The organism is Bacteroides sp. 3_1_13, assembly GCF_001185845.1.
Classification (GTDB): Bacteria; Bacteroidota; Bacteroidia; order Bacteroidales; family Bacteroidaceae; genus Bacteroides; species Bacteroides xylanisolvens.
In genome coordinates, this window is the sequence record NZ_KQ236956.1 from 2355109 (window position 1) to 2378792 (window position 23684).

Annotated in this window: 20 protein-coding genes; 3 read left to right on the forward strand and 17 right to left on the reverse strand. The window is 43.9% G+C overall.

Translation table 11 applies throughout. The features are described from left to right. Nucleotides 1–98: 98 nt before the first annotated feature. Entirely contained in the window at nt 99–323 is a 225-nt protein-coding gene (locus tag HMPREF9009_RS22020) for a winged helix-turn-helix domain-containing protein (RefSeq protein WP_004301899.1), read from the reverse strand. Between the two features lie 728 nt (nt 324–1051). Here HMPREF9009_RS22020 and HMPREF9009_RS22025 point away from each other — a divergent pair. From HMPREF9009_RS22025 to HMPREF9009_RS22035, 3 genes are all read left to right on the forward strand, one after another. Continuing rightward, nucleotides 1052–2563 (forward strand): bifunctional ADP-dependent NAD(P)H-hydrate dehydratase/NAD(P)H-hydrate epimerase, encoded by a 1512-nt coding sequence (locus tag HMPREF9009_RS22025; RefSeq protein ID WP_049703272.1) that lies wholly within the window; start codon nt 1052–1054, stop codon nt 2561–2563. A gap of 72 nt (nt 2564–2635) precedes the next feature. After that, nucleotides 2636–3703, forward strand: a complete 1068-nt coding sequence (locus HMPREF9009_RS22030; protein WP_049703273.1) for a DUF4831 family protein — start codon at nt 2636–2638, stop codon at nt 3701–3703. 36 nt (nt 3704–3739) lie between these two features. Further along, complete coding sequence (locus HMPREF9009_RS22035) at nt 3740–4024, forward strand: hypothetical protein (protein WP_049703274.1); 285 nt, start codon at nt 3740–3742, stop codon at nt 4022–4024. 18 nt (nt 4025–4042) lie between these two features. Here the strand turns inward: HMPREF9009_RS22035 and HMPREF9009_RS22040 are convergent, their stop codons facing one another. The 16 genes from HMPREF9009_RS22040 to HMPREF9009_RS22115 form a co-directional block, all read right to left on the reverse strand. Next, nucleotides 4043–4393 carry a PqqD family protein gene (locus HMPREF9009_RS22040; RefSeq protein ID WP_004315827.1) on the reverse strand — a complete coding sequence of 117 codons (351 nt, stop codon included), beginning with the start codon at nt 4391–4393 and terminating at the stop codon, nt 4043–4045. Between the two features lie 97 nt (nt 4394–4490). After that, nucleotides 4491–5879 (reverse strand): MFS transporter, encoded by a 1389-nt coding sequence (locus HMPREF9009_RS22045; protein WP_004301891.1) that lies wholly within the window; start codon nt 5877–5879, stop codon nt 4491–4493. A gap of 249 nt (nt 5880–6128) precedes the next feature. Continuing rightward, nucleotides 6129–6524 carry a preprotein translocase subunit SecG gene (gene secG / locus HMPREF9009_RS22050; protein ID WP_008020992.1) on the reverse strand — a complete coding sequence of 132 codons (396 nt, stop codon included), beginning with the start codon at nt 6522–6524 and terminating at the stop codon, nt 6129–6131. A gap of 6 nt (nt 6525–6530) precedes the next feature. Next, the gene (locus HMPREF9009_RS22055) at nt 6531–7304 is read right to left on the reverse strand and encodes a hypothetical protein (RefSeq protein WP_049703275.1); all 774 of its coding nucleotides are present in this window, start codon (nt 7302–7304) and stop codon (nt 6531–6533) included. A gap of 5 nt (nt 7305–7309) precedes the next feature. After that, nucleotides 7310–7837, reverse strand: coding sequence for an LPS assembly lipoprotein LptE (lptE, locus tag HMPREF9009_RS22060; protein ID WP_004309799.1), 528 nt, complete (start codon nt 7835–7837; stop codon nt 7310–7312). Then, nucleotides 7824–9065 (reverse strand): sigma-54 interaction domain-containing protein, encoded by a 1242-nt coding sequence (locus HMPREF9009_RS22065; RefSeq protein ID WP_004309800.1) that lies wholly within the window; start codon nt 9063–9065, stop codon nt 7824–7826. Before HMPREF9009_RS22065 ends, lptE begins: the two co-directional genes overlap by 14 nt. 9 nt (nt 9066–9074) lie before the next feature. Then, entirely contained in the window at nt 9075–10169 is a 1095-nt protein-coding gene (pdxA, locus tag HMPREF9009_RS22070; protein ID WP_004315824.1) for a 4-hydroxythreonine-4-phosphate dehydrogenase PdxA, read from the reverse strand. A gap of 4 nt (nt 10170–10173) precedes the next feature. Then, nucleotides 10174–11214 (reverse strand): DUF4837 family protein, encoded by a 1041-nt coding sequence (locus tag HMPREF9009_RS22075; protein WP_004309802.1) that lies wholly within the window; start codon nt 11212–11214, stop codon nt 10174–10176. An 18-nt stretch (nt 11215–11232) separates the two neighbouring features. Beyond that, on the reverse strand, nt 11233–12267 hold the full coding sequence (gene rlmN, locus HMPREF9009_RS22080) for a dual-specificity RNA methyltransferase RlmN (protein ID WP_004309803.1): 1035 nt from the start codon (nt 12265–12267) through the stop codon (nt 11233–11235). Between the two features lie 103 nt (nt 12268–12370). Further along, on the reverse strand, nt 12371–15724 hold the full coding sequence (locus HMPREF9009_RS22085; protein ID WP_049703276.1) for a DUF4062 domain-containing protein: 3354 nt from the start codon (nt 15722–15724) through the stop codon (nt 12371–12373). Nucleotides 15725–15935: 211 nt separating this feature from the next. Continuing rightward, nucleotides 15936–18077, reverse strand: a complete 2142-nt coding sequence (locus tag HMPREF9009_RS22090; protein ID WP_004301881.1) for a peptidylprolyl isomerase — start codon at nt 18075–18077, stop codon at nt 15936–15938. A 119-nt stretch (nt 18078–18196) separates the two neighbouring features. Continuing rightward, complete coding sequence (locus HMPREF9009_RS22095; RefSeq protein ID WP_049703277.1) at nt 18197–19453, reverse strand: hemolysin family protein; 1257 nt, start codon at nt 19451–19453, stop codon at nt 18197–18199. A gap of 57 nt (nt 19454–19510) precedes the next feature. Beyond that, the gene (gene lptC / locus HMPREF9009_RS22100; RefSeq protein WP_008645327.1) at nt 19511–20128 is read right to left on the reverse strand and encodes an LPS export ABC transporter periplasmic protein LptC; all 618 of its coding nucleotides are present in this window, start codon (nt 20126–20128) and stop codon (nt 19511–19513) included. A 43-nt stretch (nt 20129–20171) separates the two neighbouring features. Beyond that, entirely contained in the window at nt 20172–21497 is a 1326-nt protein-coding gene (locus HMPREF9009_RS22105) for a hypothetical protein (RefSeq protein WP_008017009.1), read from the reverse strand. A gap of 65 nt (nt 21498–21562) precedes the next feature. Beyond that, nucleotides 21563–22840: an OmpP1/FadL family transporter gene (locus tag HMPREF9009_RS22110; protein WP_049703278.1), complete on the reverse strand. Its 1278-nt coding sequence runs from the start codon at nt 22838–22840 to the stop codon at nt 21563–21565. Then, entirely contained in the window at nt 22827–23615 is a 789-nt protein-coding gene (locus HMPREF9009_RS22115; protein ID WP_008645330.1) for a type III pantothenate kinase, read from the reverse strand. The genes HMPREF9009_RS22110 and HMPREF9009_RS22115 overlap by 14 nt, the downstream gene beginning before the upstream one ends. Nucleotides 23616–23684 lie beyond the last annotated feature (69 nt).

Consider the following 23684-nt stretch of genomic DNA (forward strand, 5'->3'; position numbering starts at 1 on the left):
AAACGAGCATAAAAAATCCTACTGATCCACTTCATTACTTTTTTAGCAGTGTAAATAATAAAGTGGAGATCCATCTTAAATGTAGGTTAGCTACCACCTTAGCCAAAAGTAAATTCGACATTTTCGATACTGGCAAAAAGCATTCCTTCTCTTTTCCTCAAAAAGATCTTGTCTTCTCGGGCCAGCCAACCAATAGCAAGAGCTACGTCTTCAAACGTCAAACTTAATTCACGGCACAAATCGAACATTGAAAGTTCACCTTTTTCATTTAAGATGCGCCATACTTTCCCGGCATTCAAGCCAATTTTTGTCTTTTCCATCATGCAAACTTTAGAAGATTAAACAATCCGTTATTTAGATTCTAATTCATTGTGAGCACAGGAAATTAATGTGATGCACATTACCTATCTCCAAAGATAACATTTTTATCGGAAACGGCAAATAATCAAAGGCTTAATCAGGGGAACCGCATTAAAAATTTGTTTAAGAAGGTATGGAGATGAAGGAAACCGTAACCACACATGAGGTATATAGCTTAATACTGCCTAATGTCGGCACTATACGACAATTTTGAAGTTGAGTTATTAATAGACAACTGAAGTCAGCTATTTAGTCAACTGCAGTTGACCATGTAGCCGACAGTAGTCATCTAAGTAGCCAACTACAGTTGGCTAATATCATGCCAACTATTTCAATCCGGTCTTCAATCATATTCGTTCTCCTATGTCTTGCCATATTGAAGAAACACCTAAGCTTTTGCTTTGACCGGGCTTCTTTCTTAAGGGTGTGAACAGTGTGAAAGATGTGAAGAATTAAAAAGAGAACCTTAAATCACAACAAACATCTGTCACACTACAACTTACGTGTCCGTGAAACTTGTGAAAGGTACAAAATGATTATTTTTAATAAATCAAACCACCACGAGTTTGATTCATTTCCCTGCCCCCAACAAGTCATCTCCTTATGATTAACAAGTTTTCTTCCCACAACAAACGGGAAAAGTCAGAAGAATCATGTACATTTGTAATCCGAAAACTAAAAGAACATCGCAATGAAAATATTTCCAAGCAGCAGTATCAAGAAATTGGACGCTTATACCATTGAGAACGAACCTATTACATCAATCGATCTGATGGAACGTGCAGCAACCGTATTAACAAAAGCCATCACAGACAGATGGAATACGGAAACGCCGGTCACTATCTTTGCCGGACCGGGGAATAATGGCGGAGACGCTCTCGCCGTAGCCCGCATGATGGCTGAAAAAGGATATAAAATCGAGGTATTTCTCTTCAACACGAAAGGAGAACTTTCACCCGACTGCCAGACCAATAAAGAACTGGTAGAAATGATGGAAGAAGTAAAATTCCACGAAATCAGTACCCAATTCGTACCTCCCGTCCTAACGCCCGATCACCTGGTAATCGACGGATTATTCGGTTCAGGCCTGAACAAACCGTTGAGCGGCGGATTCGCTGCCGTAGTGAAATACATCAATTCCTCCCCTGCCATGGTAGTAGCCATCGACATTCCTTCCGGACTGATGGGAGAAGAAAATACATTCAACGTAAAAGCTAATATTATCCGTGCCGACGTAACTTTCAGTCTGCAACTGCCGAAGCTCGCCTTTCTTTTCGCAGAGAACACGGAATTTGTCGGAGAATGGGAATTGTTGGACATCCAATTGAGCGAAGACGGCATTGAAGAGATGGAAACGAACTACGAAATGTTGGAAATAGAGCAAATCCGGTCACTCATCAAGCCACGCAAACAGTTTGCCCACAAGGGGAACTTCGGTCATGCACTATTGATTGCCGGTTCAAAAGGAATGGCAGGAGCCTCTGTTCTCGCTGCCCGCGCCTGCCTCCGTTCGGGAGTAGGGTTGCTGACTGTCCATGCGCCAATGTGCAACAACGACATCTTGCAAACCTCCATACCCGAAGCAATCGTAGAAACCGACATCAACGAAACCTGTTTTGCCGTACCTACCGACACGGACGACTATCAAGCAGTCGGCATCGGCCCGGGACTGGGACGAAACGAGGAAACGGAAGCTGCCTTGTTGGAACAACTGGAACACTGCCAGACTCCTGTTGTGGTGGATGCCGACGCACTTAATATCCTTGCCAACCACCGCCATGCCCTTACCCACCTGCCGAAGGGTTCCATCCTCACCCCGCATCCGAAAGAACTGGAACGTCTGACCGGCAAATGCCAGGACTCTTACGAACGTCTGATGAAGGCTTGCGAACTGGCCCGTGCCGCCCATGTTCACATTATTTTAAAAGGAGCCTACTCCGCCATCATCACCCCCGAAGGTAAATGTTTCTTCAACCCAACCGGAAATCCGGGAATGGCAACCGGAGGTAGCGGTGACGTACTGACCGGAGTAATCCTGGCGCTGCTCGCACAAGGTTACCCCACCGAGGAAGCCGCTAAAATCGGCACTTACATTCACGGACTGGCGGGCGATGTCGCTCAAAAGAAGCAAGGAATGATCGGAATGATCGCAAGCGATATTATCACCTGTCTGCCGACAGCATGGCGACTTGTAAGCGAATAAAAGTTAAGAAGTTACCCTTTTTTCAATAACTTCATTAACTTTGTTTTCAAAACCAGTTAAAAAGAACCGAATATGAAAAAGTTGATTATAGCAGCAGGACTACTTATGACAACGTCCGCCTATGCACAAACCGAAGTACTGACGGGGGTTACCCGAGGAAAAGACTATGGAGTGGTTTACAGTCTTCCCAAAACCCAAATAGAACTTGAAATAAAAGCCAACAAAGTCAACTATACTCCGGGAGAATTCAGCAAATATGCTGATCGTTACCTGCGACTGACCAACGTCTCCGCCGACCCTGAAGAGTATTGGGAACTAGCTAGCGTAAAAGTGAAATCCGTAGGTGTGCCCAACAGCGAAACTACGTATTTCGTAAAATTGAAGGATAAGACAGTAGCACCGCTTATGGAACTGACAGAGGATGGCATTGTGAAAACGATCAATGTTCCTTACAGCAACAGCAGTGTAAGCAAAAAAGTTGCTCCCGCCCCCGCAGTCCTCCAAAAGAAAGCGAATCCTCGCGAATTCCTGACCGAAGAGATTCTGATGGCTAGTTCTACCGCCAAGATGGCCGAGCTGGTGGCTAAAGAAATCTATAACATCCGCGAAAGCAAAAATGCCTTATTGCGCGGACAAGCTGATAATATGCCTTCAGATGGGGCACAGCTTAAAATTATGCTCGACAATCTGAATGCACAGGAAGAAGCCATGACGCAAATGTTCTCCGGCACCTGCAACAAAGAAGAGAGAACATTCACTGTCCGCCTTACCCCTGACAAGGAATTCAACAATGAAGTTGCCTTCCGCTTCTCGAAGAAGTTAGGTGTAGTTGCCAACAATGATTTGGCAGGAACTCCGTTTTATATCAGTCTGAAAGACCTGAAATCGGTCAAGATACCACAGGAAGACGATAAGAAGAAGAAAGATTTGGATGGAATCGCCTACAACGTACCCGGACAAGCTATGGTTACACTGACTGACGGTAAAAAGAAACTTTACGAAGGTGAGCTTCCTATTACCCAATTCGGTGTGATAGAATATCTGGCTCCGGTTTTGTTCAACAAGAATTCTACCATCAAAGTTTATTTTGATCCGAATACGGGAGGATTGCTCAAAGTGGACAGAGAAGAAGGGAAATAGAAAAACGAGGAAGTGAACTTCTAAAAAACAAAGAATATGGTTGGTGAAGGACATGCATTCGACATGATACGCCGAATAAAAGAGGGACGGGAAGCTTCCCGCCTACGTCGTGAACGTGCTAACGATAAGTTGAAGCATCTAAACCGTGCAAACGAACCTTATCCACTACCCAACACCACCCCCGAAGAAATGGAACGTATCATCCACGACTCGGAGAAAAAGAAAGAGAAAGACAGCAATTATTTTGTTTGGGGAACGCTTATTATCATGGGGGGCCTGATAGCAATTGCCGTCATACTTTGGGCTGTATTTATCAAATAAATAATAATAAGTTCCTATTTATACGACTGGTATCACCAGTTTTATAAATCCATCTTTCTGCATTTGAGAAAGATAAGCCGATACACGCGACTCGTAGCCCTCTTCATTTTGAAAGTGGTCTGCGAGTTTTTCTATAATCTCACGAACATTGCGTTTTCCATCTATCAGTTCCCATACAGCCGTACCGTGTTCTTCCAATTTCACATGAAGTTCTTTCGACATTCCTTTCGGCACAAGGAAGCGTTGCATCCACGGATATTTAAAACGGGGAAAGGAGAGCACAATTGTCTCCCCTTCCCTTTCTGCTGTAATATGTTCACTGCGACAGGGAATGACCTCTAACAGGTTGATTTTCTCTTTGGCAGCCATACTTCTTATTTTTTATTTCAGAGTATTCATACTGATACTCTTCTGTTTACACCTTGATACAAAATTCCTTTGTTACTTTAGGTATTGAATTTCCCAGTTACTTTTGGATATTCGCCTCTTCCAAACCGTATCCCTTCTTCTTGTTCTCTGCCTTCAACATCAAAGCCACAATCAGAGCAAGCACACCAAAAAGAGCAAAAATAGTCATCGGCAACGTGTAGTCATAAGTCTGTGCACCGTCTACTACCGGACCTTTGCAATAAGTATTCAACACCCATCCGATCAACAAAGGAACACCCATCAATCCCCAGTTCTGTACCCAGAAAATCAATGCGTATGCGGTACCCAACTGTTTTTCCGGAATAATCTTCGGAACAGACGGCCACATAGCTGAAGGCACCAACGAGAAGGCAAATCCCAATATAATCATGATGATAGTAGCAAACCACCATATATTCAGTATAGGCAGAGCAAACATCGTATGCACAAAAATAAGCATCACTGATCCGATTATCATCAATGTGGCTCCCTTACCGATACGGTCATAAAGCGAGCCGAACAACGGAGTCAGGATAATCGCACCAATCGGCAACAATCCGGGAATCGTTCCCGCCAACTTCGGATCTACATTATACTTCTGCACCATCAAGTCGGCAGCATACTTGATAAAGGGGAATACAGCCGAGTAGAACAATACACATAGTAATGCAATCAGCCAGAATCCTTTATTGGTAATGATATACACAATATCTTTCATACGGAATGGCTCTTCCGGTTCCAATCCCTCTGCATCCAAAGAAGCATCCAACTTCTTATCATAGAAAGTATAAAGGAAGAAAGCAATCGTACCCACGCACAACATAATCAGACAAAACAAAATCGGAGCAGGAATATTGGTATGGAATGTGCCACTCTCATCCGTAGATCCGAAAAAGTCGGCCAAAGGAACCGTAAGCACCATTGCCAGAGTTGTTCCGATACGTGCCGTAGCCATTTCAAGTCCCATAGCCAACGCCATTTCCTTACCCTTGAACCATTTCACGATAATCTTGGAAACTGTGATACCGGCAATTTCCACACCTACACCGAAGATAGCATACCCCAATGCAGCCAGGGTTACCTGTGTTTTGAATCCGAAGAGCATGGCACCTTCCGGAAAAGTAGTAGAAATCGCATAGTATTTCAATCCACAACCAAACACCATCAATAAGCAAGCCCCCATTCCGGTGAAACGAACTCCCATCTTATCCAAAATGATACCACCGAAAATCAGCATCAATAGGAATACATTAAACCACCCGTAAGCGCTTGTGAAGAAACCATAATCAAGACTGTCCCATAGTAGTTCTTTCTCAAGCATGGGTTTTAGAGGAGACATTACGTCGGTGAGGAAATAGCCGCATAGCATAGTAAATGCGACTAATGCTAGAACACTCCATCGGAGTACGGCGGAGTCATTCAATTTCTGTTTCAAATGTTCTGTCATTGTTATATTTAAAAATAGTAGTTAATAATCTTCATACGACCAACAAAGGTAGTTAAATCTCGTTTGTTTCTATCAAAAAGAGATTGTTTTTACAAGAAAAAGTTAAGTGCGGATTACACTGACCACGCGGAAGATTGAAAATCCGTGTAATCTGCGTAATCCGCACTTAAATATCAAAGAAATGCAGCATCCGTCTGCACCTTCCCATTAATGGTTTTCCCCCAAAGTCTTACCTGACAACGGAGTGAATTACTCTGCTGCAGGAGCAGGAGTTTCAGCAGCCGGTGCCGGAGTTTCTGTAGCAGGTGCATTGGTAGCAGGAGCTTCAGTTTGCGGCGCAGCCGTACCTGCGGGTAAGTTATACGGGTTAGTCTGTTGTTCTTTCTGTGCCTGTTCCAACACTGCGTCTTTAGCAACAGCAGAGCGAGGAACTACATAAGCAGTAGCAATGCTCATTACCACCATGAAGATAGCTAAGCCCCATGTTGCTTTTTCCAGAAAATCTGTAGTCTTGCGCACGCCCATGATGGCGTTAGATGAAGAGAAACCAGAAGCAAGTCCGCCTCCTTTTGAGTTCTGAATCAGCACGATGAAACACATCAACAAGGCTGCAATAACCATTAAGATAACGAATAATAAGTACATTTTTAGTTATTTTGAATTAGCGTTAATAATCAATTTCTCCAAAAATCTGATTTGGTCTGCAAAGTAAGCATTTTTTTTTGGATATTTCAAGCTTAATTTTTTAATTATTTCAAGAGCTTTTGAATATCGTTGCTGTTTAACATAGATTTTTGCCAAAGTTTCCGTAAAACAGCTGTCATCTTCCTCTTCTTCCTTCATCGTTTCTTCTTCGGTAGGTTCGTCCGAAGAGGTTGGCGAAGATGGCATTTCTTCTCTTAAAGGTTTCATGCAGAGGGGAGAGTCGCTCTCGCTCTTTTCTATAAAGTCGTCAATCAGTTCGTAGCCTTTAAGTTTGGGCGTTTCTTCGGACGACTGTTCCGTGGCCGGAGTCTCCTCCAAAAGATAAGAAGTGTAATCCATCGAATAGTCGAAGCTGGTGCGGGCAGTCACCTCTTCGGGTACTGTGGACAAGAAAGCGTCGATCAATGCTAATGTGCGGTCTACGGACGGTTCGTCTTTCAGCACCTCCGTGAGAGGTACTCCCTTTTTCCGTGCCTGCACATCATAGCGGTCACCTTCAATCAACCGAAACAACTGCCGTCTGTCTGCAATGTAAAGAACTGCTTTCCGCAGTTCTCCACCAAAACTAATATCATGGAGAATATACAGATTCTTCAGATACAGCAGACGAAGTGACTGAAAATACGGATACCTCGCAAGAAGATTGCGCAGTTCGTACAAAGTATCCCTATTCAGCGTCTCGGGATGCTGAATCCATTGTTGAAAGTTAACAGAAGTCATTTATATTACCAGTTTGCTACAGTTGCATTAAAAATTTGGTCGGTGATCTCTTTAGACATTTCAGCAATCAATCCGTCCTGTACGGCAGTCAGCAACTGGCTAGAGTCGTAGGTACGGAACGCAGAAAACTGTTGTTCAAAGTCTTCGGCATGATTGGTATTGTTGACAAAACGCACATTGACGGTAATAGTCAACTTCGTCTCCGAAGAATAACCGTCGGCAGATACTGCCTGGTTGTACTGATTGTATCCTGTGATTTCTCCGTCAATCTGCAAGTCCGCATTCTGATTCGGCTTGAGCAGTTGCAGACGGGTCTGCCGGATGAAGATATCTTTCAGGTCCTCATTGAATTTGGTTGCCAACGGAGCATATACATACTCCGACTTGATCGGGAAGTCGGCTATCGAAATAGTCTTTACCTTATCATAATTGATAGACGATCCGTTAAACTTATAGGAAACAGTGCACGCAATGACTACCAACGGCAAGCCGAACAGTAACAAAGGGCGTATTATTTTCTTAATCCAATTCATATTCTTTTATTTTTCTATAAAGTGTACGCTCGGAAATATTCAAGTCCTTGGCCGCACTCTTCCGCTTTCCATGATGCCTCTCAAGTGCTTTGCGTATCATTTCTTTCTCCACTTCGTCCAGTGACAAAGGGGATTCTTCTACATATTCTTCCGTGTCTTGTATGTCATCGTCATCCTTGCAAACCGTAGGCTGCATGGTGTGAATGATAGCAGGTACCGAAGGTTGATGCGCCGTCACTACCGGAGTAGTAACCACCGTTCCCATTTGTCCTACCTGCCCCACCTGTCCGGCACGTTCCGCCATCAGGTTGTGCACCATCTTCTTCAGCTCCGCCACTTCCTGGCGCATATCGAACAGAACAGAATAAAGAATCTCCCGTTCGCTCTCAAAGCCTTTACTCTCACGCGTTCCCATCAGCGCGGGAAGACGTTGCGTATTTTGTGCGGGAAGATAATTCTGCAAGATAGCAGCAGAGATCTCCCTATTGGTTTCAATGATAGATATTTGCTCGGTGATGTTCTTCAACTGACGCACGTTTCCGGGCCACGGGTAAGCTAACAACTCTTTCTTCGCATCCTCCGTCAACTGAATAGCAGGCATCCGATATTTCTCTGCAAAGTCTGCGGAAAACTTACGGAACAACAAAAGTACATCGTCACCACGTTCACGCAAAGGCGGTATTTGGATAGGCACCGTATTCAACCGGTAATATAAATCTTCACGGAAACGTCCTTCTGCAATCGCTTGTGTCAGATTGACGTTGGTAGCTGCCACCACACGCACATCCGTTTTTTGTACTTTGGACGAACCTACTTTCATAAACTCGCCACTCTCCAGTACACGGAGCAAACGTGCCTGGGTAGACATCGGCAACTCCCCTACTTCATCAAGAAAAATAGTACCACCGTCAGCTTCGCCAAAGTACCCTTTCCGTTCGCCAATCGCACCGGTAAACGCACCTTTCTCATGTCCGAACAGTTCGGAATCAATCGTACCCTCCGGAATAGCGCCACAGTTGACAGCAATATACTGCCCGTGCTTCCTCCGACTATATTGATGAATAATCTGCGGAAAACTTTCTTTTCCGACTCCACTTTCTCCGGTAATCAGCACAGACAAATCGGTAGGAGCTACCTGAATGGCAACATCTATGGCGCGCGACAATGCTTCAGTATTTCCAATAATACCGAAACGCTGTTTCACTTGTTGTATCTCTGCTTTCGTCATCACTCGTTTTTAATCTTCGTCTACTGTATCCAGCTTCAGTTTATCACTATCGTCACGTTTCTCGTAATACTGTTTACGCAACGGATTGGCACGAGCCACTTTTTCCCGCTGACGATTACGGAACACGTCGATGGCAACATAGATTGCCTGACGGAAAGAATCTTCACAAGCCACTCCCTTGCCTGCAATATCGTATGCCGTTCCATGAGCCGGAGAAGTACGTACTACCGGCAGGCCTGCCGTATAGTTCACCCCGTCTTCCATAGCCAAGGCCTTAAACGGAGCCAGCCCTTGATCGTGATACATCGCCAGGATACCGTCAAAATGAGTATAATTGCCCGAACCCATAAAGCCGTCGGCCGCATAAGGACCGTAGCAAAGGATTCCTTTTTCTTCCATTTCTTTCATGGCAGGGATAATCACTTCCTGCTCTTCCATTCCCAACAGACCACCGTCTCCGGCATGAGGATTGAGAGAGAGCACCGCAATACGCGGAGCGCCGATACCGAAATCCTGTTTCAGACAACGATGGAATATCATCAGTTTCTCCTGAATCAGTTCTTTGGTAATCGTAGTCGCGATCTCTCTGACAGGGATATGTGTCGTCACCAAAGCCACCCGGAAGTCATTCTTCATCAAAATCATCAATGACTTATCACCATTGCCCAGACGTTCTTCGATATATTCCGTATGTCCGGGGAAGGAGAACTCTTCCGACTGAATCGTATGTTTGTTGATCGGAGCTGTTACGATAACGTCTATCAACCCTTCGCGATATTCTTCGATGGCACGTTCCAAAGCCCCCAGCGCAGCTTTACCGGCTTCGGGGTCGGGTTTGGAAAATTCCACTTTCACCTCATCATCCGTACAGTTCACCACGCTCAAACGGTTGTACCCCGCTTCGGTAGCAGAGTTGACAATGCTGAAATTGGCCTGTATATCCAGCGCTTTGCGATGATAAGCCGCTACTTTCGGTGAGCCATAAATGATCGGAGTACATAGTTCCAACATCGTAGGGTCGGAAAATGTCTTAAGAATCACCTCATAGCCCACCCCGTTAATATCTCCTTGGGTGATACCTATCCTTATCTTGTTATCTTCCATGTTTTTATTTATTAGTTTGTTCCGCTTCCTTAGATGCTTCTCCCAATGGAATCTGCTTCTGCTGAACTTCATTCGGAAGTTTCAGTGTATACAGAGATGCTTCCATCTGGCGTACCAGGTTGCGTTTCATTTTATCAGGTGAATAAACAAATATTTCTGCTGTAATAATTCGTTGGTTTTTCTCGTCCAGACGAGTGTGAGACACATACGGACCACCCATAAAGTCGCCCTTCATACGCCACAGGCCACGTGCTTCCATTGTGTAGCTGTTTTGTACATTGATCGGACGGACATCGGTCAGCAAACTATCGGTCGACATATAAACGCCTTCCTTGAATCCGGGGATATTGGCTTTCATCACGGAGTCACGTTTGTGCACAAAATATTCTTTGGTAAACGTATCCTTGTCAGTGTACGGATAAGAGTACATCACAAAGTTACGGTCGGCAGTACCTGTGTTGGTAGAAGCCCAGAAGAAATCATCCCCGGTCTTTGAATTAGCCAGTTCGGCATCCACCCAGATGTCGCATCCGAACAAACTGTCCACTTTCTGCGAAATGAAATTACTGTGTTTCCCTTCCAGGAACGTAATCTGACGGTTCATCTCCGCACGGGTAAAGAAGTCGACAATCGTCTTTTTGTTCTCTTCCACAAACTTCTCAAACTCTTCTTCGTTCGGAGCCTGGATAGTCAATATCATCTGCGGATTGGCATACACGTCCTTCGCATATTTGAACGAGGCTTTCGTATATATATCCTGTATATCTACAATAATAATGTTACGTATCAACTTCAGCGTAGAATCATAATCTTTCGGCGAAGTATACATAATCCGGAAAGAAGGTTCCGACTGCGGCAAACCGGGCATATCAGCATCGAGCGCATCATGTAAAGCCCTTCCGGCAGCACGATCCCAAACACCGTGATCTACTACAACCAAAAGCTCGTAAGCACGACCACTAGAGGTGTGATTTCCTTTCAGACCACAAGATGCAACGACAAAGGCTACCAAAGCGATGCATAAAATAAAAGAGTACTTTTTCATGATGTTCGGTTTTATATATTAACTTTCATTATTTTTCTCCTGTTTCGCTGTCGACAGCATACCGCAAGCGGCAAAAATATCTTCGCCCCTGGATGAACGGATAGTGGTGAAAAGTCCGTGTGACGTCAGATAATCACGAAAACGGGTCATCGTATCCATATCCGCCCCCTCGAGGTCTACCCCCGGTATGGCATGAAAACGAATCAGATTCACCCTGCAATCCAGCCCGCGAAGAAGTTTCAGCAACTCTTTGGCATAGACCTGCGAATCATTGAGCCCTTTAAAAACAATATATTCAAACGAAAGTCGACGTTGTTTACTAAAATCATAGTTTTTTAACAGTTCCACCATTTCGGTGATTGAAAACGCCTTTTCCGCCGGCATTAATTCAGCACGCTGAACGGTCAGCGGAGAGTGAAGGCTGATGGCAAGGTGGCAGTCATTTTCTTCGATAAAACGCTGCAATCCTTTCCGTAGCCCAACAGTAGAAAGCGTGATACGCTTCGGACTCCATGCGTAACCGTAGGTAGCGGTCAGTAGTTCCAATGCTTTCAATACCTCATCCAGGTTATCGAGCGGCTCGCCCATTCCCATCATTACGACATTAGTCAGTTTGTCCCGTTCCGGCAGCGAATGAATCTGGTTTATGATCTGGCTGGCGGTCAGGTTAGCTGTATACCCCTGTTTGCCGGTCATACAGAACTTACAGTTCATTTTGCAGCCCACTTGTGACGACACGCACAACGTTGCCCGGTCATCATCCGGTATATAAACCGACTCTACAAAATGGTTCTCACCCACTTTATAAAGATACTTCACCGTACCATCTACAGAGCGCATTTCATCTACCGGAGCTTCCGCTCCCACCTCATAGTTCTGCTTGAGCAACTCCCGGTGTTTCAATGACAAATTAGTCATATCATCAATCGAGGCTACCTTCTTTTCGTAAAGCCAGGATGCAATCTGCTTGGCAGCAAAGCCGGGCATACCCAGTCTTTTTGTCAATGATTGAAGCTCTACAAGAGTCATTCCTAAAAGGGGATATTTAGACATTCTTCTTTCTGTTGATAGTTTATATCTGCAAATGTAAGGAAATAAAGTCGATTTCCGTATAGCAGGAATGTAAAAGTTAACAAAAAAGGGAAGTATGCCTCCGTTATGATTCAACCACGCTGATATATTGAAGTAGCTTTTGCGCCATTTCAGAATCCTCGCCATTCTTTTTCACTTCATGACCGTACGCCTCACGGAAACAAGCCAGCGCCTCTTCCCGTTCATTACAAAAGCTGTGCAAAACCCCTAGGTTCTGACAAGCCAGAATCGTATCTTCATCCTCCCATCCCAGATATTTCTTTCGCAGTTCAAGCTCTCTGAAGAAAGCCTCTTTCGCCATTGGATAATTCTCCAACTTCACATAAGCCTGTGCTTTGTAATAATATACCAGACAGGAAGCATTAGGGTCAGTATCATCGTGAAAATCCAAAGACGTTGCAATACGAATCACGTTATCATAGTCTTTATTCATGTAATACTGCTGCATAATATCACATCTCAATGCCTCGTAGCGGACAGTCAGTTCCGCCAGACGCGGTTTTTCGCTGAAATACATTTCATGCAGAAGAGACTCACGGAAGAATAAAGTAGACGCCTGCTCATCGCCACGTTCATTCATCATCCGTTTGAATTCCCTGCACAGATAATACAACTGTTTATGACAAGCGACGATCTGTTTTTTGCTGTCTATCTGTATAGCAATGTCCAACGCCTGATTCATCAGCATCCATGCTTCATCGTATCGTTTGATATAATAAAGACATTTACCCTGCATACGCAAACATTTAGCCACTCCACCGGACAGTCTGCCATTCAACGACTCGTGCATTTCAGCTACTTTCCGGAATTTCTCGGCAGCACTCTCTTCCTCATCCTTATAGTAATCACAATAAGCCAGATATTCGGAAAGTTCAATGACTTCTGCCTGACTCTTCTCGTCAGCAGAAGCTGCATGATAATCAAGCGCCCTATTCAGATAGGTCACTGCTTCATTGTATTGCTCATTGTAGTAATATGCCAGAGCTAGATTTCGGCAGGTGTTGGCAATCTCCAGTTCCGGAGTCGGTACTATGTTTTCCTGCATCACCAATGCTTTCAGGAAACAGTCGCATGCCGTTTCGTATTCTTCATTACGGGCATACCGGCATCCCTCATTCATCTTCAATACCGACTTGGCTATTAGTGGCATGGCAGCACCTTCCATACTCTTCTCACTCACAGCAGCTGCCGCCTTCGTCAGATGGAAAGAACTGCTCAAGAAAGTAGCCATATCATTAGCAATAACAGGAATTAAAAAAGAATCGATCTCATCAAAGTCCAATTCGGCATAGACTTCAGGCGTAACTTCAGGATTGTCGTTCATGATCGCCTTCCAGCTATCTTCCAACAGAGAACGATTCGTGCGATACAGAATCTCGAAAATCTCCACATCACAAATCCAATCCTTCAATATATCCCATTCTTGCATCTTATAGCATTGATAGGTAATCTCCACTTTATAGCGATACGAATCATGGTAGCAGAACTGTTTCATGCGATAGTTATAATCGGCAAAAGTCAACGGATGGGAAAGGATCTCTTCCTCATCCAGCAGAGCGGAAATAATTTCATGGCGACTATCATCTATACATTCGTCATCTTGAGCGAAATAGCGTTCGATCGCTTCTACCATTTGTGTGTCACCAATGCAATATCGTCCTCCTTTGTTGGTGAGCCAGCTGCTCATTTCCACTCTCAACTGCGACCAAAGTATCTGATTAATGTCTGCCATGCTCTTCACTTCATCTTCGGTAAATCCTTCTAAAGTAAGTGAAAGCATCAGAAGCGTTCTTCCAATCTCTTCGAAACCATAATCAGCCGACAAACGCCGCAACACACTGTCATAGAATTGCCCAACCTCATTGAGCCGGCAATATCCACTCATATATTCATTGAGAGCATCGTACTGACCGAACGAAACCAGCTCGTTGAGCAATACACTTAAACAGCGCGGTTGTTTAGCCAGCACCCACGAAGCAAGAATATCTTCCTGCTGTGCAGACAAAGCCTTGGAGTAAGTAGACAAATATTGCTTTGAGAACGACTTGGCATCCGCCTGTGAAAAACCATTCAACTGGAAATGGGCGTAGCCATTCTGAACAAAGGGCAGATAGGCAGTGGATGACGCCGAAAAGCTCAACACGACTTTCACGTTCGGGGGAATAGATGCAAATAAAGAAAACAGGGATGCTTCAGTCGGATTCAGATAACTGATGTCATCAATCAACAGAATGATAGGATATCTTGATGCACCCAGCGCACTCCACAACTGACTGAACTTTTGAATAGAATTCAAATCTTCTTCAATCTCCTTGAGGTTTCGAAGTGTGTTCCCTGAAAAAGTGTTCAAGCCAGCATTTCCCATCAAAACCGAGTTTCTCACGGCGTCCATGATGGATTTGGCAGTGCTTTGGGTCGAGTCCAGTTCTTTTGAAACTTCCGCCGCGAACAAACTTTCTTCACCCAAAGATTGATGCTTGAGTGCGTTCTGGCATTTGGAAGCTAACATTCTCGCCAACGTTTCCGGATAAGAAGACAATGTAGTACTATCCAAGCGATGATAGATAGGAATCATCGGCATATCATTGTTCACCAAATCGCTCCAATGAGCCAACAAAGCGCTCTTGCCAAGACCGCAACCGCCCGTTACCACCAGGCACCGTTGTTCATCCGCCGCCAAAAAATCAGCAAACGCCTGATCTGCTTCAGGTATTGGGTGATAATTGAATAAGAGTTCATTGCGCGTCAGTTGTTCTTGCAATGCTTGATTATCTTCAACGGTCAGTACATCCGGAAACTCCCGTTCAAGCAATTCCGTGAAAGCAGCTTCCACAAGGTTACACAACTGATCGGGCGAATCATACTCTTGCACAGGATAACGTTCCTGCTGCAAAATACTCTCTTTCAGACGTTTCAGTTTAAGAGCCTCCTCTTCAGGGCAAGACAGTTCATCATCTGCCGACTGTTTTATATAAAAATAGGCATGTAACGGATTGGGATTGCGCAGTACACCAAACTGCATTTCAATTTCCGTCACACTCAAATGTTGATTCAAGTCATCTTCTATCCAACGATATTCCAAGCTGTCATTGAGAGTTTGAGATAAATCTTCATAACTGGGACACCATCCATAGCGGTCGCCTACCATACCAATGAAGAAAGGCCGGGAGTTAACGATCTCTTTCAGGCATATTTCAACAACCTTGCCGCTTTTCGCATCTTCTTCTGTGATTCCCCAACGCAAATCAACCAATGAAATGGTGGCACCACGGCTGGCAGCCTTCACTTGCAAACCCTTAAAGAGTTTGACTAATGCAGAACGTTCCATCTCCATGTCTCTGAACGTTGACGAAAGGAAAACACGGATAACACGTGAATTTTCAGCGGGAACTGAATACTGGGCTAGTTGTTTAGTCATAATATAGATTCGTATTAGTTAATGAAGTATTTCACAAAGCCAATTGATAAAGATTGGCAAGATATGGAAATTTAATCAGATAACAAAGACCATAAACAAAAAAAACGAGCACAAAAAAGGCACGGATTACACGGGTTTCGCGGTTCCCTCAAAAATTTAAACCGCGTAAATCCGTGTAATCCGTGCCTACTATCTATTACTTGCTACTTGTTTAGAAGAACAAGAAGCGTGTATCTTTTACGTTTGCTTTCAGATACAAATCATTCATCAGACGGCTGGCAAAACGTGCGTGCATGTTAGTCAGCGTAGCTTCTTCTGCTTTTGCGTCGAATGTTTCGTTCAGTTTGTCCTTACCGTATACCTGCAATACAAATACTCCGGCATTACCTTTGATAGGAGCGCTCAACTGATTCACTTCAGCTGCAGAAGCATAAGCACCTACCAGCGGTTCGCTGCTGCGCAATGCTGATACGTATGCAGGAGCTGCAAAAGTAACCATCTTCAAAGAGTCGCTGACTGCATTAGTCATCTCTTTGTACTGGTTGAATGAAGTTGCATTGGCAGCTTTCATGTCAGCCATAATCTTTTCAGCTTTCTTATCTTTTACGATTTCAGCTCTCAACTGATCCTGTACTGCTTTCAACGGACGATATCCTTCCGGCTTAATGCCTACCAGACCTACTACCATCATGTGATCGCTTTCGCCACATTCGTACAAGCCGGAAACATCACCCGGTTTTGCTTTATCAAATGTCCATCTCAACGCTTCTTTTGTACCTCTTACACCACCGATATTATGTTCAGAGCTGCTCAAATCCATTCTGTCGAGCAGTCTGTAACCGGCCTCTTCAGCGTTAGCTACCATCTTTTCTACACTCGGATTAGCTGCGATAAACTGGCTGAAATCATTATAAGCACGGTTGTAAGTTTCTTTGCTGAACTCTACTTCACGCTTGATAACAGCTACTTTATATTTGTCTTTTACAGATTTCTTGTTCGTTACCTGAAGAATTACGTTTGCTTGTCCCATCGGCAAGTTCACCAATTCGTTCACACCTGTATTGTTGATAGCAGAGATGAATTTCAGGTTATCTCCGTCTATCTGTGCACCTTCGTACTGTGCAGAAGTTAGCCAGTTTGCATCACCAGTCTGACCATATTTCTTTGCCAGATCAGCAAAGTTAGCGCCACCTTTGATCGCGTTGTAGATACTATCAGCCAATGTCTTTGTCTTCACAGCATCTTCTGCGTATACCTGAATCTGACGGAATTCGACAGAGTCGGCAGCAGCAGCTTTAGCTACAATTTTGAAAGAGTTGATTGTATTGTCGGCACCGTTATAGTAAGGACCATAAATAGTACCTACCGAAGCAGAGTCCAAACGGGCAACTACATCTGACGGGAAAGCTGTTTTGTTATAGAACAAGTCTACATAAGGAGCTTCCGAGCCAGTCGAGCGGATGAAAGAAGTATAATCTTCCGTAGTAGTAGCCAACTGTTCAGTAGCTTCGTCCACTTCTTTCTGGATAGCAGCTCTGTCTTCAGCACTTGCAGTCACTTGTACATCGATGTACTTGATGTCACGAGTTTCCTGATATTGCTTGAATTGTTCTTTCTTCTTGTTATACAAGTCTTTCAGTTCCGATTCTTTCACTACGATTGTAGAGTCCACTACAGAAGAGTAAGGAATACCAGCCATCAACACGTTGTACTGGTTCACTCTTGCGTCGAAAGCGTCCTGTGCTTCCACCGGATTAGAAAGAAGAGCTTTAGACACCAATGCCTGATACTTTTCTGCCAGACGGCTCTCGATCAGAGTTTTCTGAATGAAAGACCAGTATTTATACATGTTATTGTATTGTTCAGCATACTGTGCCGGCATTTGTGATTCGCTCATCTTGGCATATTCCACGAGGAACTTGTTCAACATATCCTTGTCGAAGTTTCCTGTTTGCGGATTCTGGAAAGGAGTTTGTCTCAACAAAGGATGAACGCCTGCTTTCAGGATGTCCTGGATTTCAGCAGCAGAAACAGTCAATCCCAGTGCTTTTGCTTCTTTTTCGATCAGTTTATTGTTTACGTAGGAACGCCATACTTCATCGCGCACCTGATTGGTTTGTTCGTCATTCAAGGCGGTCACCCCACGCATGAGTTTCACCACTTCGGTATATTCTTCTACCAAATTCTGATACTCTTGAGCGGAAAGAGCGTCTCCGTTCACCTCACCTACGTCATGTGCCTGATGCGGCTGCATCACCTTCCATGCGTCACCCGCAATGAAAGCAAACAGCGCCAAGCCGATAACAATCACCAATAGAGGTCCTTTCGACCTAATGTTTTGTAACGTTGCCATTTTGATTAATACGATTTATGTTTATTATTATTTCTTTCTTTTGTCGTTTTAGCGCACGAAGATACAAAAAATGCTAATATGCATCTATTTATTGGCTAAAAATTTCTTGATTATCGTCATTATTCCAAGACTTTTAATCGCACGAGTTCTATTTTTGTCGCTGTAACCTTAATTATCTTGAATTGATAACGTCCTACCCGGACCACTTCATGCAACTTCGGGAAGCTCTGATATTGGTTCAGGATCAACCCTCCTACTGTCAGATAATCATCCGACTCGGGCAAGTCGAGTCCGTACGTCTCATTGACTTTTTCTATCTCCAGGCGGGCGGACAACACATACTCGCGTTCGTCGATCTGCTTGCTGATATAGGAAGTGTTATCGTGTTCGTCTTCTATATCTCCAAAGATTTCTTCAACGAGGTCTTCCAGAGACACGATGCCGGACGTACCGCCAAATTCATCCACCACTACGGCAATCGTTTTCTTTTGCTGCATGAAGAGTTTCATCAGTTTATTGGCGGACATCGTTTCGGGCACAATCGGCACTTGTTTCACATTCTCATGCCAGTTTTTCGGGGCACGGAACATTTCCGACGAATGGATATAACCGACTACGTTGTCGATATTCCCGTCATACACGATTATCTTGGAGATTCCGGATTCTATGAAGCGGCTTTTCAGCTCGTCCAGCGAGGTAGTCAGATCGACAGCCACCACTTCGGTACGGGGAACGATGCAGTCGCGGATTTTTATGTTCGAGAAGTCGAGGGCGTTCTGGAAGATTTTCACTTCCGTGTCCAACTCTTCTTCATTTTCGGCATTATCAATGCTGCTTTGTACGAAATAGTCCAGGTCGACTTTTCCAAAAGCTCTGTCGGACGCATCCTTATTAACCTTCATTCCAAAGAGACGAAGGAAGATACAAGACAAGCCGGAGGCTAATTTGGAGATGGGATAGAGAACCACATAACAAACAATAAGCGGAATGGCAAAAACATTCAAGACCAGATTGGGATTGATTTTGAAGATTGTTTTCGGCAAAAACTCTCCGGTCACCAGAATAATCAGGGTAGAAATAACGGTCTGCGCCAACACCATCAGGAAATGATTGTCAATGAATCCCGCCAGCAGATTGTCGCCGATAATCTGTGCCATCAGGATACCATAGATGACCAGTGCGATATTATTCCCCACCAGCATGGTAGAGATAAATTCATTCGGGTTCTTGAAGAAGATAGAAAGGATGCGGGACGTAATTCCCCCCTTGCGTTCCATCTCAAAACGCAGTTTGTCTACCGACACAAAGGCAATCTCCACTCCTGAAAAGAAAGCGGAAAAGACCATGGTGATAATTAGAGAGATATAAATATTCATAAGTTTTGATTTACGATCAGACGATTTACGAGGTACGGTACAATGATATGACTTCGCCTATTTCGCAGTATCTTTATTCACTGAATCCGGCAGTGCTTTTGTTTCCGGTTGGGGCGGACCGCTACTCGCTTCCTCGTCCACATAGAAAATACCTTCAATATTACGAATGGTATATATAGTCATTTGCTGGTTCGAGTCGAAGCCGTGTCCTGTGATAATTCTGTCCGGTTGCTGAATACGTATAAACTTGTCGGAATACACTTTTTGAGTGGCCTCATTCCAGTAGAGCAGTTCGGTATTAAAACGCTCTCCTTTGCGGTTCTGTATATCCACATTTCCTATCAGCTTCCAAAGCCTTTCTTTGTCATAATAATAGGCAGTATCTGCTTTAATACTGGCTTCTACATTAAAGATAGAGTCGAACTGCTCCATATACACACCTTTTTCAAACGCCCAATACGAAGGCTTTTTACGGTCGTACATCATCCACTCTTCCGTGTTCACCCTATAACGTGTCACTCCGGAATCGGAAATAAGGGTAGTAACTCCCAATGTGGTCATCACCGGAAGAGAATCACGTTCTGTGATAGCCTCTCCCATAGCTTTCTGTTTTCCGCCACAGGAAGATAATAAAAGAAGCATAACAACCACCCCGAAGGTGATTGTTATGCTCATGCTTTTATGCAACAAACGGTTTCTTCGTTTTCGCAACATACGGTTATCTAATCGTTGTAGTCTCTCCTATCCAACCGCCGATAGTGATGCGGTCGCCTTGCTTGTAACCTAACATAAACAGGTCTTTAGCTTGTGGAGTATGACCAGAATATCTACCGATCAAGCTGTTAGCTTCTTCAGCTACGCTCGGATCTACTTGTTTTGCACGTTGCAGTTTGTCGATTACTGCAAAGTAAGTACACTTGTTCAAAGCTGACTCGTCGCTCCAGTTAGGACTCATTGCATACAGATTGGCAATCAGGATATATGGAGCACCATAGTTTTCGTTGAACCCGATAGCTTTCTGGCAATATGCTCTTGCTTGAGACAGTTTTTTAGCAGAAGCCAATACTGCTGCGGCAGCGTATGCTTTTTCAGCTTTCTTCACGTTGTCAGTTTCCAATCCAATGGCTTCGTCGAAGAATTTGACAGCACCGTCGATGTCACCTTTCTTAAATGCCTGGTAAGCACATCCGGTAGCGGCATCTGCACTAGGTTCTATTTTGTACACATAGAAAGCAGCCTGTTGATAAGCTTCGCTTTCCGTACATCTCATCATTTTCATGATGTCGATTACTTTCTTCAAGTAAGCCAGGTCTGTTTGGTTAGCTTCTACTTTCGGTCCATAGATGTTTTGCAGTGATTCGCAATCAGCCGTTCCGCTGTTTACAAACAAAGCAACCAGATTATCTTTGATACCTTGCAAGTTTTTCTTCTTTGCTTCGTTCGTTTCAGCGGCAATAGCAGCATCAGCATATTCAGAAGCAGCCAGATAATCCTGAATGAATTGTTCCTTATGGTTAGGATCTGTTTTCAGTTTATCCAAAGACATTTGCAGGAAATAGAAGATAGTAGCGGCAGCAGATTCAGCTTTTACTGCATTTACCGACTGGCTCAACCATTGATAAGCCTGATTAACATCAATTTTCGGAGCGAAAGCGATGTAATCTACTGCTTTGATACCCAGAGCTTCATCAGCAGAAGACACTTTTGTACCTTTAGCCAAGAACTCATCTGTGTATTTGATACGCAAATCATGCGTATTCATCAGCTCATCAAAATATTTCTGATATTCCGGATTATTCCTATCCTTGATTTGTCCCATCAAGCCTTTCAGAATTTTATATCCGTCAGTAAAAGTATAGAAACGAAGCGTCGGGCAGTTTTCCAACACAGCTTTCCAAGGAGTATACGCATCTTTAAAGTTACCTGCACGCACAGCTTCATGCGAGATACTACTGTTCGAGTTACAGTTAGTCGCATCCTGTGCTACCACAGTGGTTGCCCCTGCCGAAAGGAACAACATAGCCACAAGCGTTTTAATTTTCATTGTATCTAAATTTTAGTTGTTATTATTATAGTCGTCTATTCTTTCTCTTCTTACATTCATCTCAATTACTCTACTCTGCGCTTGAAGAACCAACGTTCGTTGAACGTCAATCCGATGCTTACGCGGAAGATATTTTCGTTTACAAAGGTCGATTCCTGTCCACTTACACGAACAAACTGTCCGCTGATGCTAAGGATGGAACGGGAACGAGGCACAGGCAGACCGAAACCGGCAGTTACGCCATATTCGCGGGCTGCGTCTTTACCGCCAATCTTATAATACGGAGTCGTATAATAAGCTCCCAAACGATATTTGATGTGGGATAAATAGGAACGTCCAATCAAATTGGGAATATATTCCGCACCCACTGATATTTTATGACGGTCGCAATACGTGTATGTTTCATTAAAATCTTCACGTACAGCATCATCCGATGTTTTTATGCCAAACTTGGTTTTTGACCATTGCTGCAAACTATAATCCAGACCGACAGTCAAACGTTTGTCATAGTTATATGTAAAGCCGACGCCAAAAGTATTAGGCACTTTAAGTGTAGCATCCCAATCCTGACTGACAGTTGAGCTAGCTTGCGTCGTTACTGTATAATCATTATTCAGTTTATGCTTCGGAGAATATACTGCTCCGATAGTGGCTGAATGTTTTTTGTTAAATTCTTGCGTATATTGCAATCCAAAATCCAGTTTATAATCCGACACTGACACAGCATTCTGCCTAATGTAAGAATAAGCAGAAGCGGTATTCGGATAAAGCTGCGTCAGCGAGCGGGTTATATCTCCCCAAAAATAAGAAGCATTCACACCAACAGACAGGTTTTTCAAGACTTTTACACCCGCACCAACATACAGTTGATGTAAACCTCCCTCACCAGTAAGGCTTTTCGTGCTATACGGTGAAGTTTCTGTAGCCTCATTGCTTTCCGATACAGAATATCCCACATTGGAGAACGGCAACAGACCGATACTCATCGCTACCCTCGGATGCAAACGAAATTGCATAGCCAGATAGTCGAAGCTAGAGTTTTTAGCGTTCAGTTTCACACCACCGCCACTAATATTCATATTTTGCAGACTAACGCCTCCTTCAAAAATAAACGTCAACGAGTCAATGGCTGTATACGAAGCAGGATTCAGCGGATTGATCTGTGCTCCATCCCGAAGTCCAAAAGCAATTCCCCCCATCGCCTTGCTATTTCCGAAACTCTGATCGGACAAGTCGCCATAGCCATATCGTGTATAAGGAGAGTTTGTATTATTTTGAGCGATTGCCATTCCGGTAACCATCGTGAGCAAAAGCGCACAAAGTGTGTGTTTAAATCCTACCATTATTATAGTTTAAAATTCTATTTAATCCTTTCAACACTAAAAATCTATCTGCAAAGATGATACTTTTTACGCTGCTATCAAAAGAAAAATCATCTCCGCCCGTTAAAAAAACCAAAAGTTCAGGATATTTATGCTTCATAGACTCAATATAACCTGAAATTTCGTATTCCATCCCTTTCATCACTCCGGCACGTATAGCCGTTTCGGTGTCCCGTCCCATCGGGAGTTTGCGCCCGTTGGTGTCCACCAGAGGCAAACGTCCTGTAAACTGATGCAGTGCCTTGAAACGCATCTGCATACCGGGAGAAATATTACCGCCATGATACTGGCCTTTTGAGTCGATAAACTCGTAAGTAATGCAAGTTCCCGCATCAATCACCAATATATCCCGATGAGGAAACTGCTCATTAGCACCCACTACGGCAGCCATACGATCATATCCCAATGTTTCGGGAGTTTCGTACAGGTTGACAACCGGAAGCGGAGTCTGATGATTGAGCCAGAGCAAAGGAAACGGCAAAGCGGCCAAATCAGCCAATACCTTTTCGTTTAGATCAATGACAGTAGCCACGATCCCCTGTTCAACCGGATATTGAGAACAAAGAGCTTTCAAGCAACCTAGAGACTGATTGGATTCAGCTACTACATCCACGATTTCTCCGCCGTCGAAGAAAGCAATCTTTGCCTTTGTATTTCCTATGTCGATTATTAAATTCAAATCTTTTGGTTCTTTAGCGGGCGCAAAGGTAAAGTAAAAAAAGAAAAGTTGAAGCATAGAAGAGGAATTATCTTCTTTTTTCATTTTAGAAATCCCCCCAAACAAAAATATCGAACTATCTATTTT

Coding starts and splice junctions, on each gene's coding strand:
- HMPREF9009_RS22025 (WP_049703272.1), top strand. CDS start 1,052: ATGAAAATATTTCCAAGCAGCAGTATCAAGAAATTGGACGCTTATACC.
- HMPREF9009_RS22090 (WP_004301881.1), bottom strand. CDS start 18,077: ATGGCAACGTTACAAAACATTAGGTCGAAAGGACCTCTATTGGTGATT.
- HMPREF9009_RS22045 (WP_004301891.1), bottom strand. CDS start 5,879: ATGACAGAACATTTGAAACAGAAATTGAATGACTCCGCCGTACTCCGA.
- HMPREF9009_RS22040 (WP_004315827.1), bottom strand. CDS start 4,393: ATGGCTGCCAAAGAGAAAATCAACCTGTTAGAGGTCATTCCCTGTCGC.
- lptE (WP_004309799.1), bottom strand. CDS start 7,837: ATGAATTGGATTAAGAAAATAATACGCCCTTTGTTACTGTTCGGCTTG.
- HMPREF9009_RS22035 (WP_049703274.1), top strand. CDS start 3,740: ATGGTTGGTGAAGGACATGCATTCGACATGATACGCCGAATAAAAGAG.
- HMPREF9009_RS22115 (WP_008645330.1), bottom strand. CDS start 23,615: ATGCTTCAACTTTTCTTTTTTTACTTTACCTTTGCGCCCGCTAAAGAA.
- HMPREF9009_RS22055 (WP_049703275.1), bottom strand. CDS start 7,304: ATGACTTCTGTTAACTTTCAACAATGGATTCAGCATCCCGAGACGCTG.
- secG (WP_008020992.1), bottom strand. CDS start 6,524: ATGTACTTATTATTCGTTATCTTAATGGTTATTGCAGCCTTGTTGATG.
- HMPREF9009_RS22095 (WP_049703277.1), bottom strand. CDS start 19,453: ATGAATATTTATATCTCTCTAATTATCACCATGGTCTTTTCCGCTTTC.
- HMPREF9009_RS22075 (WP_004309802.1), bottom strand. CDS start 11,214: ATGAAAAAGTACTCTTTTATTTTATGCATCGCTTTGGTAGCCTTTGTC.
- pdxA (WP_004315824.1), bottom strand. CDS start 10,169: ATGGAAGATAACAAGATAAGGATAGGTATCACCCAAGGAGATATTAAC.
- HMPREF9009_RS22020 (WP_004301899.1), bottom strand. CDS start 323: ATGATGGAAAAGACAAAAATTGGCTTGAATGCCGGGAAAGTATGGCGC.
- lptC (WP_008645327.1), bottom strand. CDS start 20,128: ATGAGCATAACAATCACCTTCGGGGTGGTTGTTATGCTTCTTTTATTA.
- HMPREF9009_RS22085 (WP_049703276.1), bottom strand. CDS start 15,724: ATGACTAAACAACTAGCCCAGTATTCAGTTCCCGCTGAAAATTCACGT.
- HMPREF9009_RS22110 (WP_049703278.1), bottom strand. CDS start 22,840: ATGGTAGGATTTAAACACACACTTTGTGCGCTTTTGCTCACGATGGTT.
- HMPREF9009_RS22030 (WP_049703273.1), top strand. CDS start 2,636: ATGAAAAAGTTGATTATAGCAGCAGGACTACTTATGACAACGTCCGCC.
- HMPREF9009_RS22065 (WP_004309800.1), bottom strand. CDS start 9,065: ATGACGAAAGCAGAGATACAACAAGTGAAACAGCGTTTCGGTATTATT.
- HMPREF9009_RS22105 (WP_008017009.1), bottom strand. CDS start 21,497: ATGAAAATTAAAACGCTTGTGGCTATGTTGTTCCTTTCGGCAGGGGCA.
- rlmN (WP_004309803.1), bottom strand. CDS start 12,267: ATGTCTAAATATCCCCTTTTAGGAATGACTCTTGTAGAGCTTCAATCA.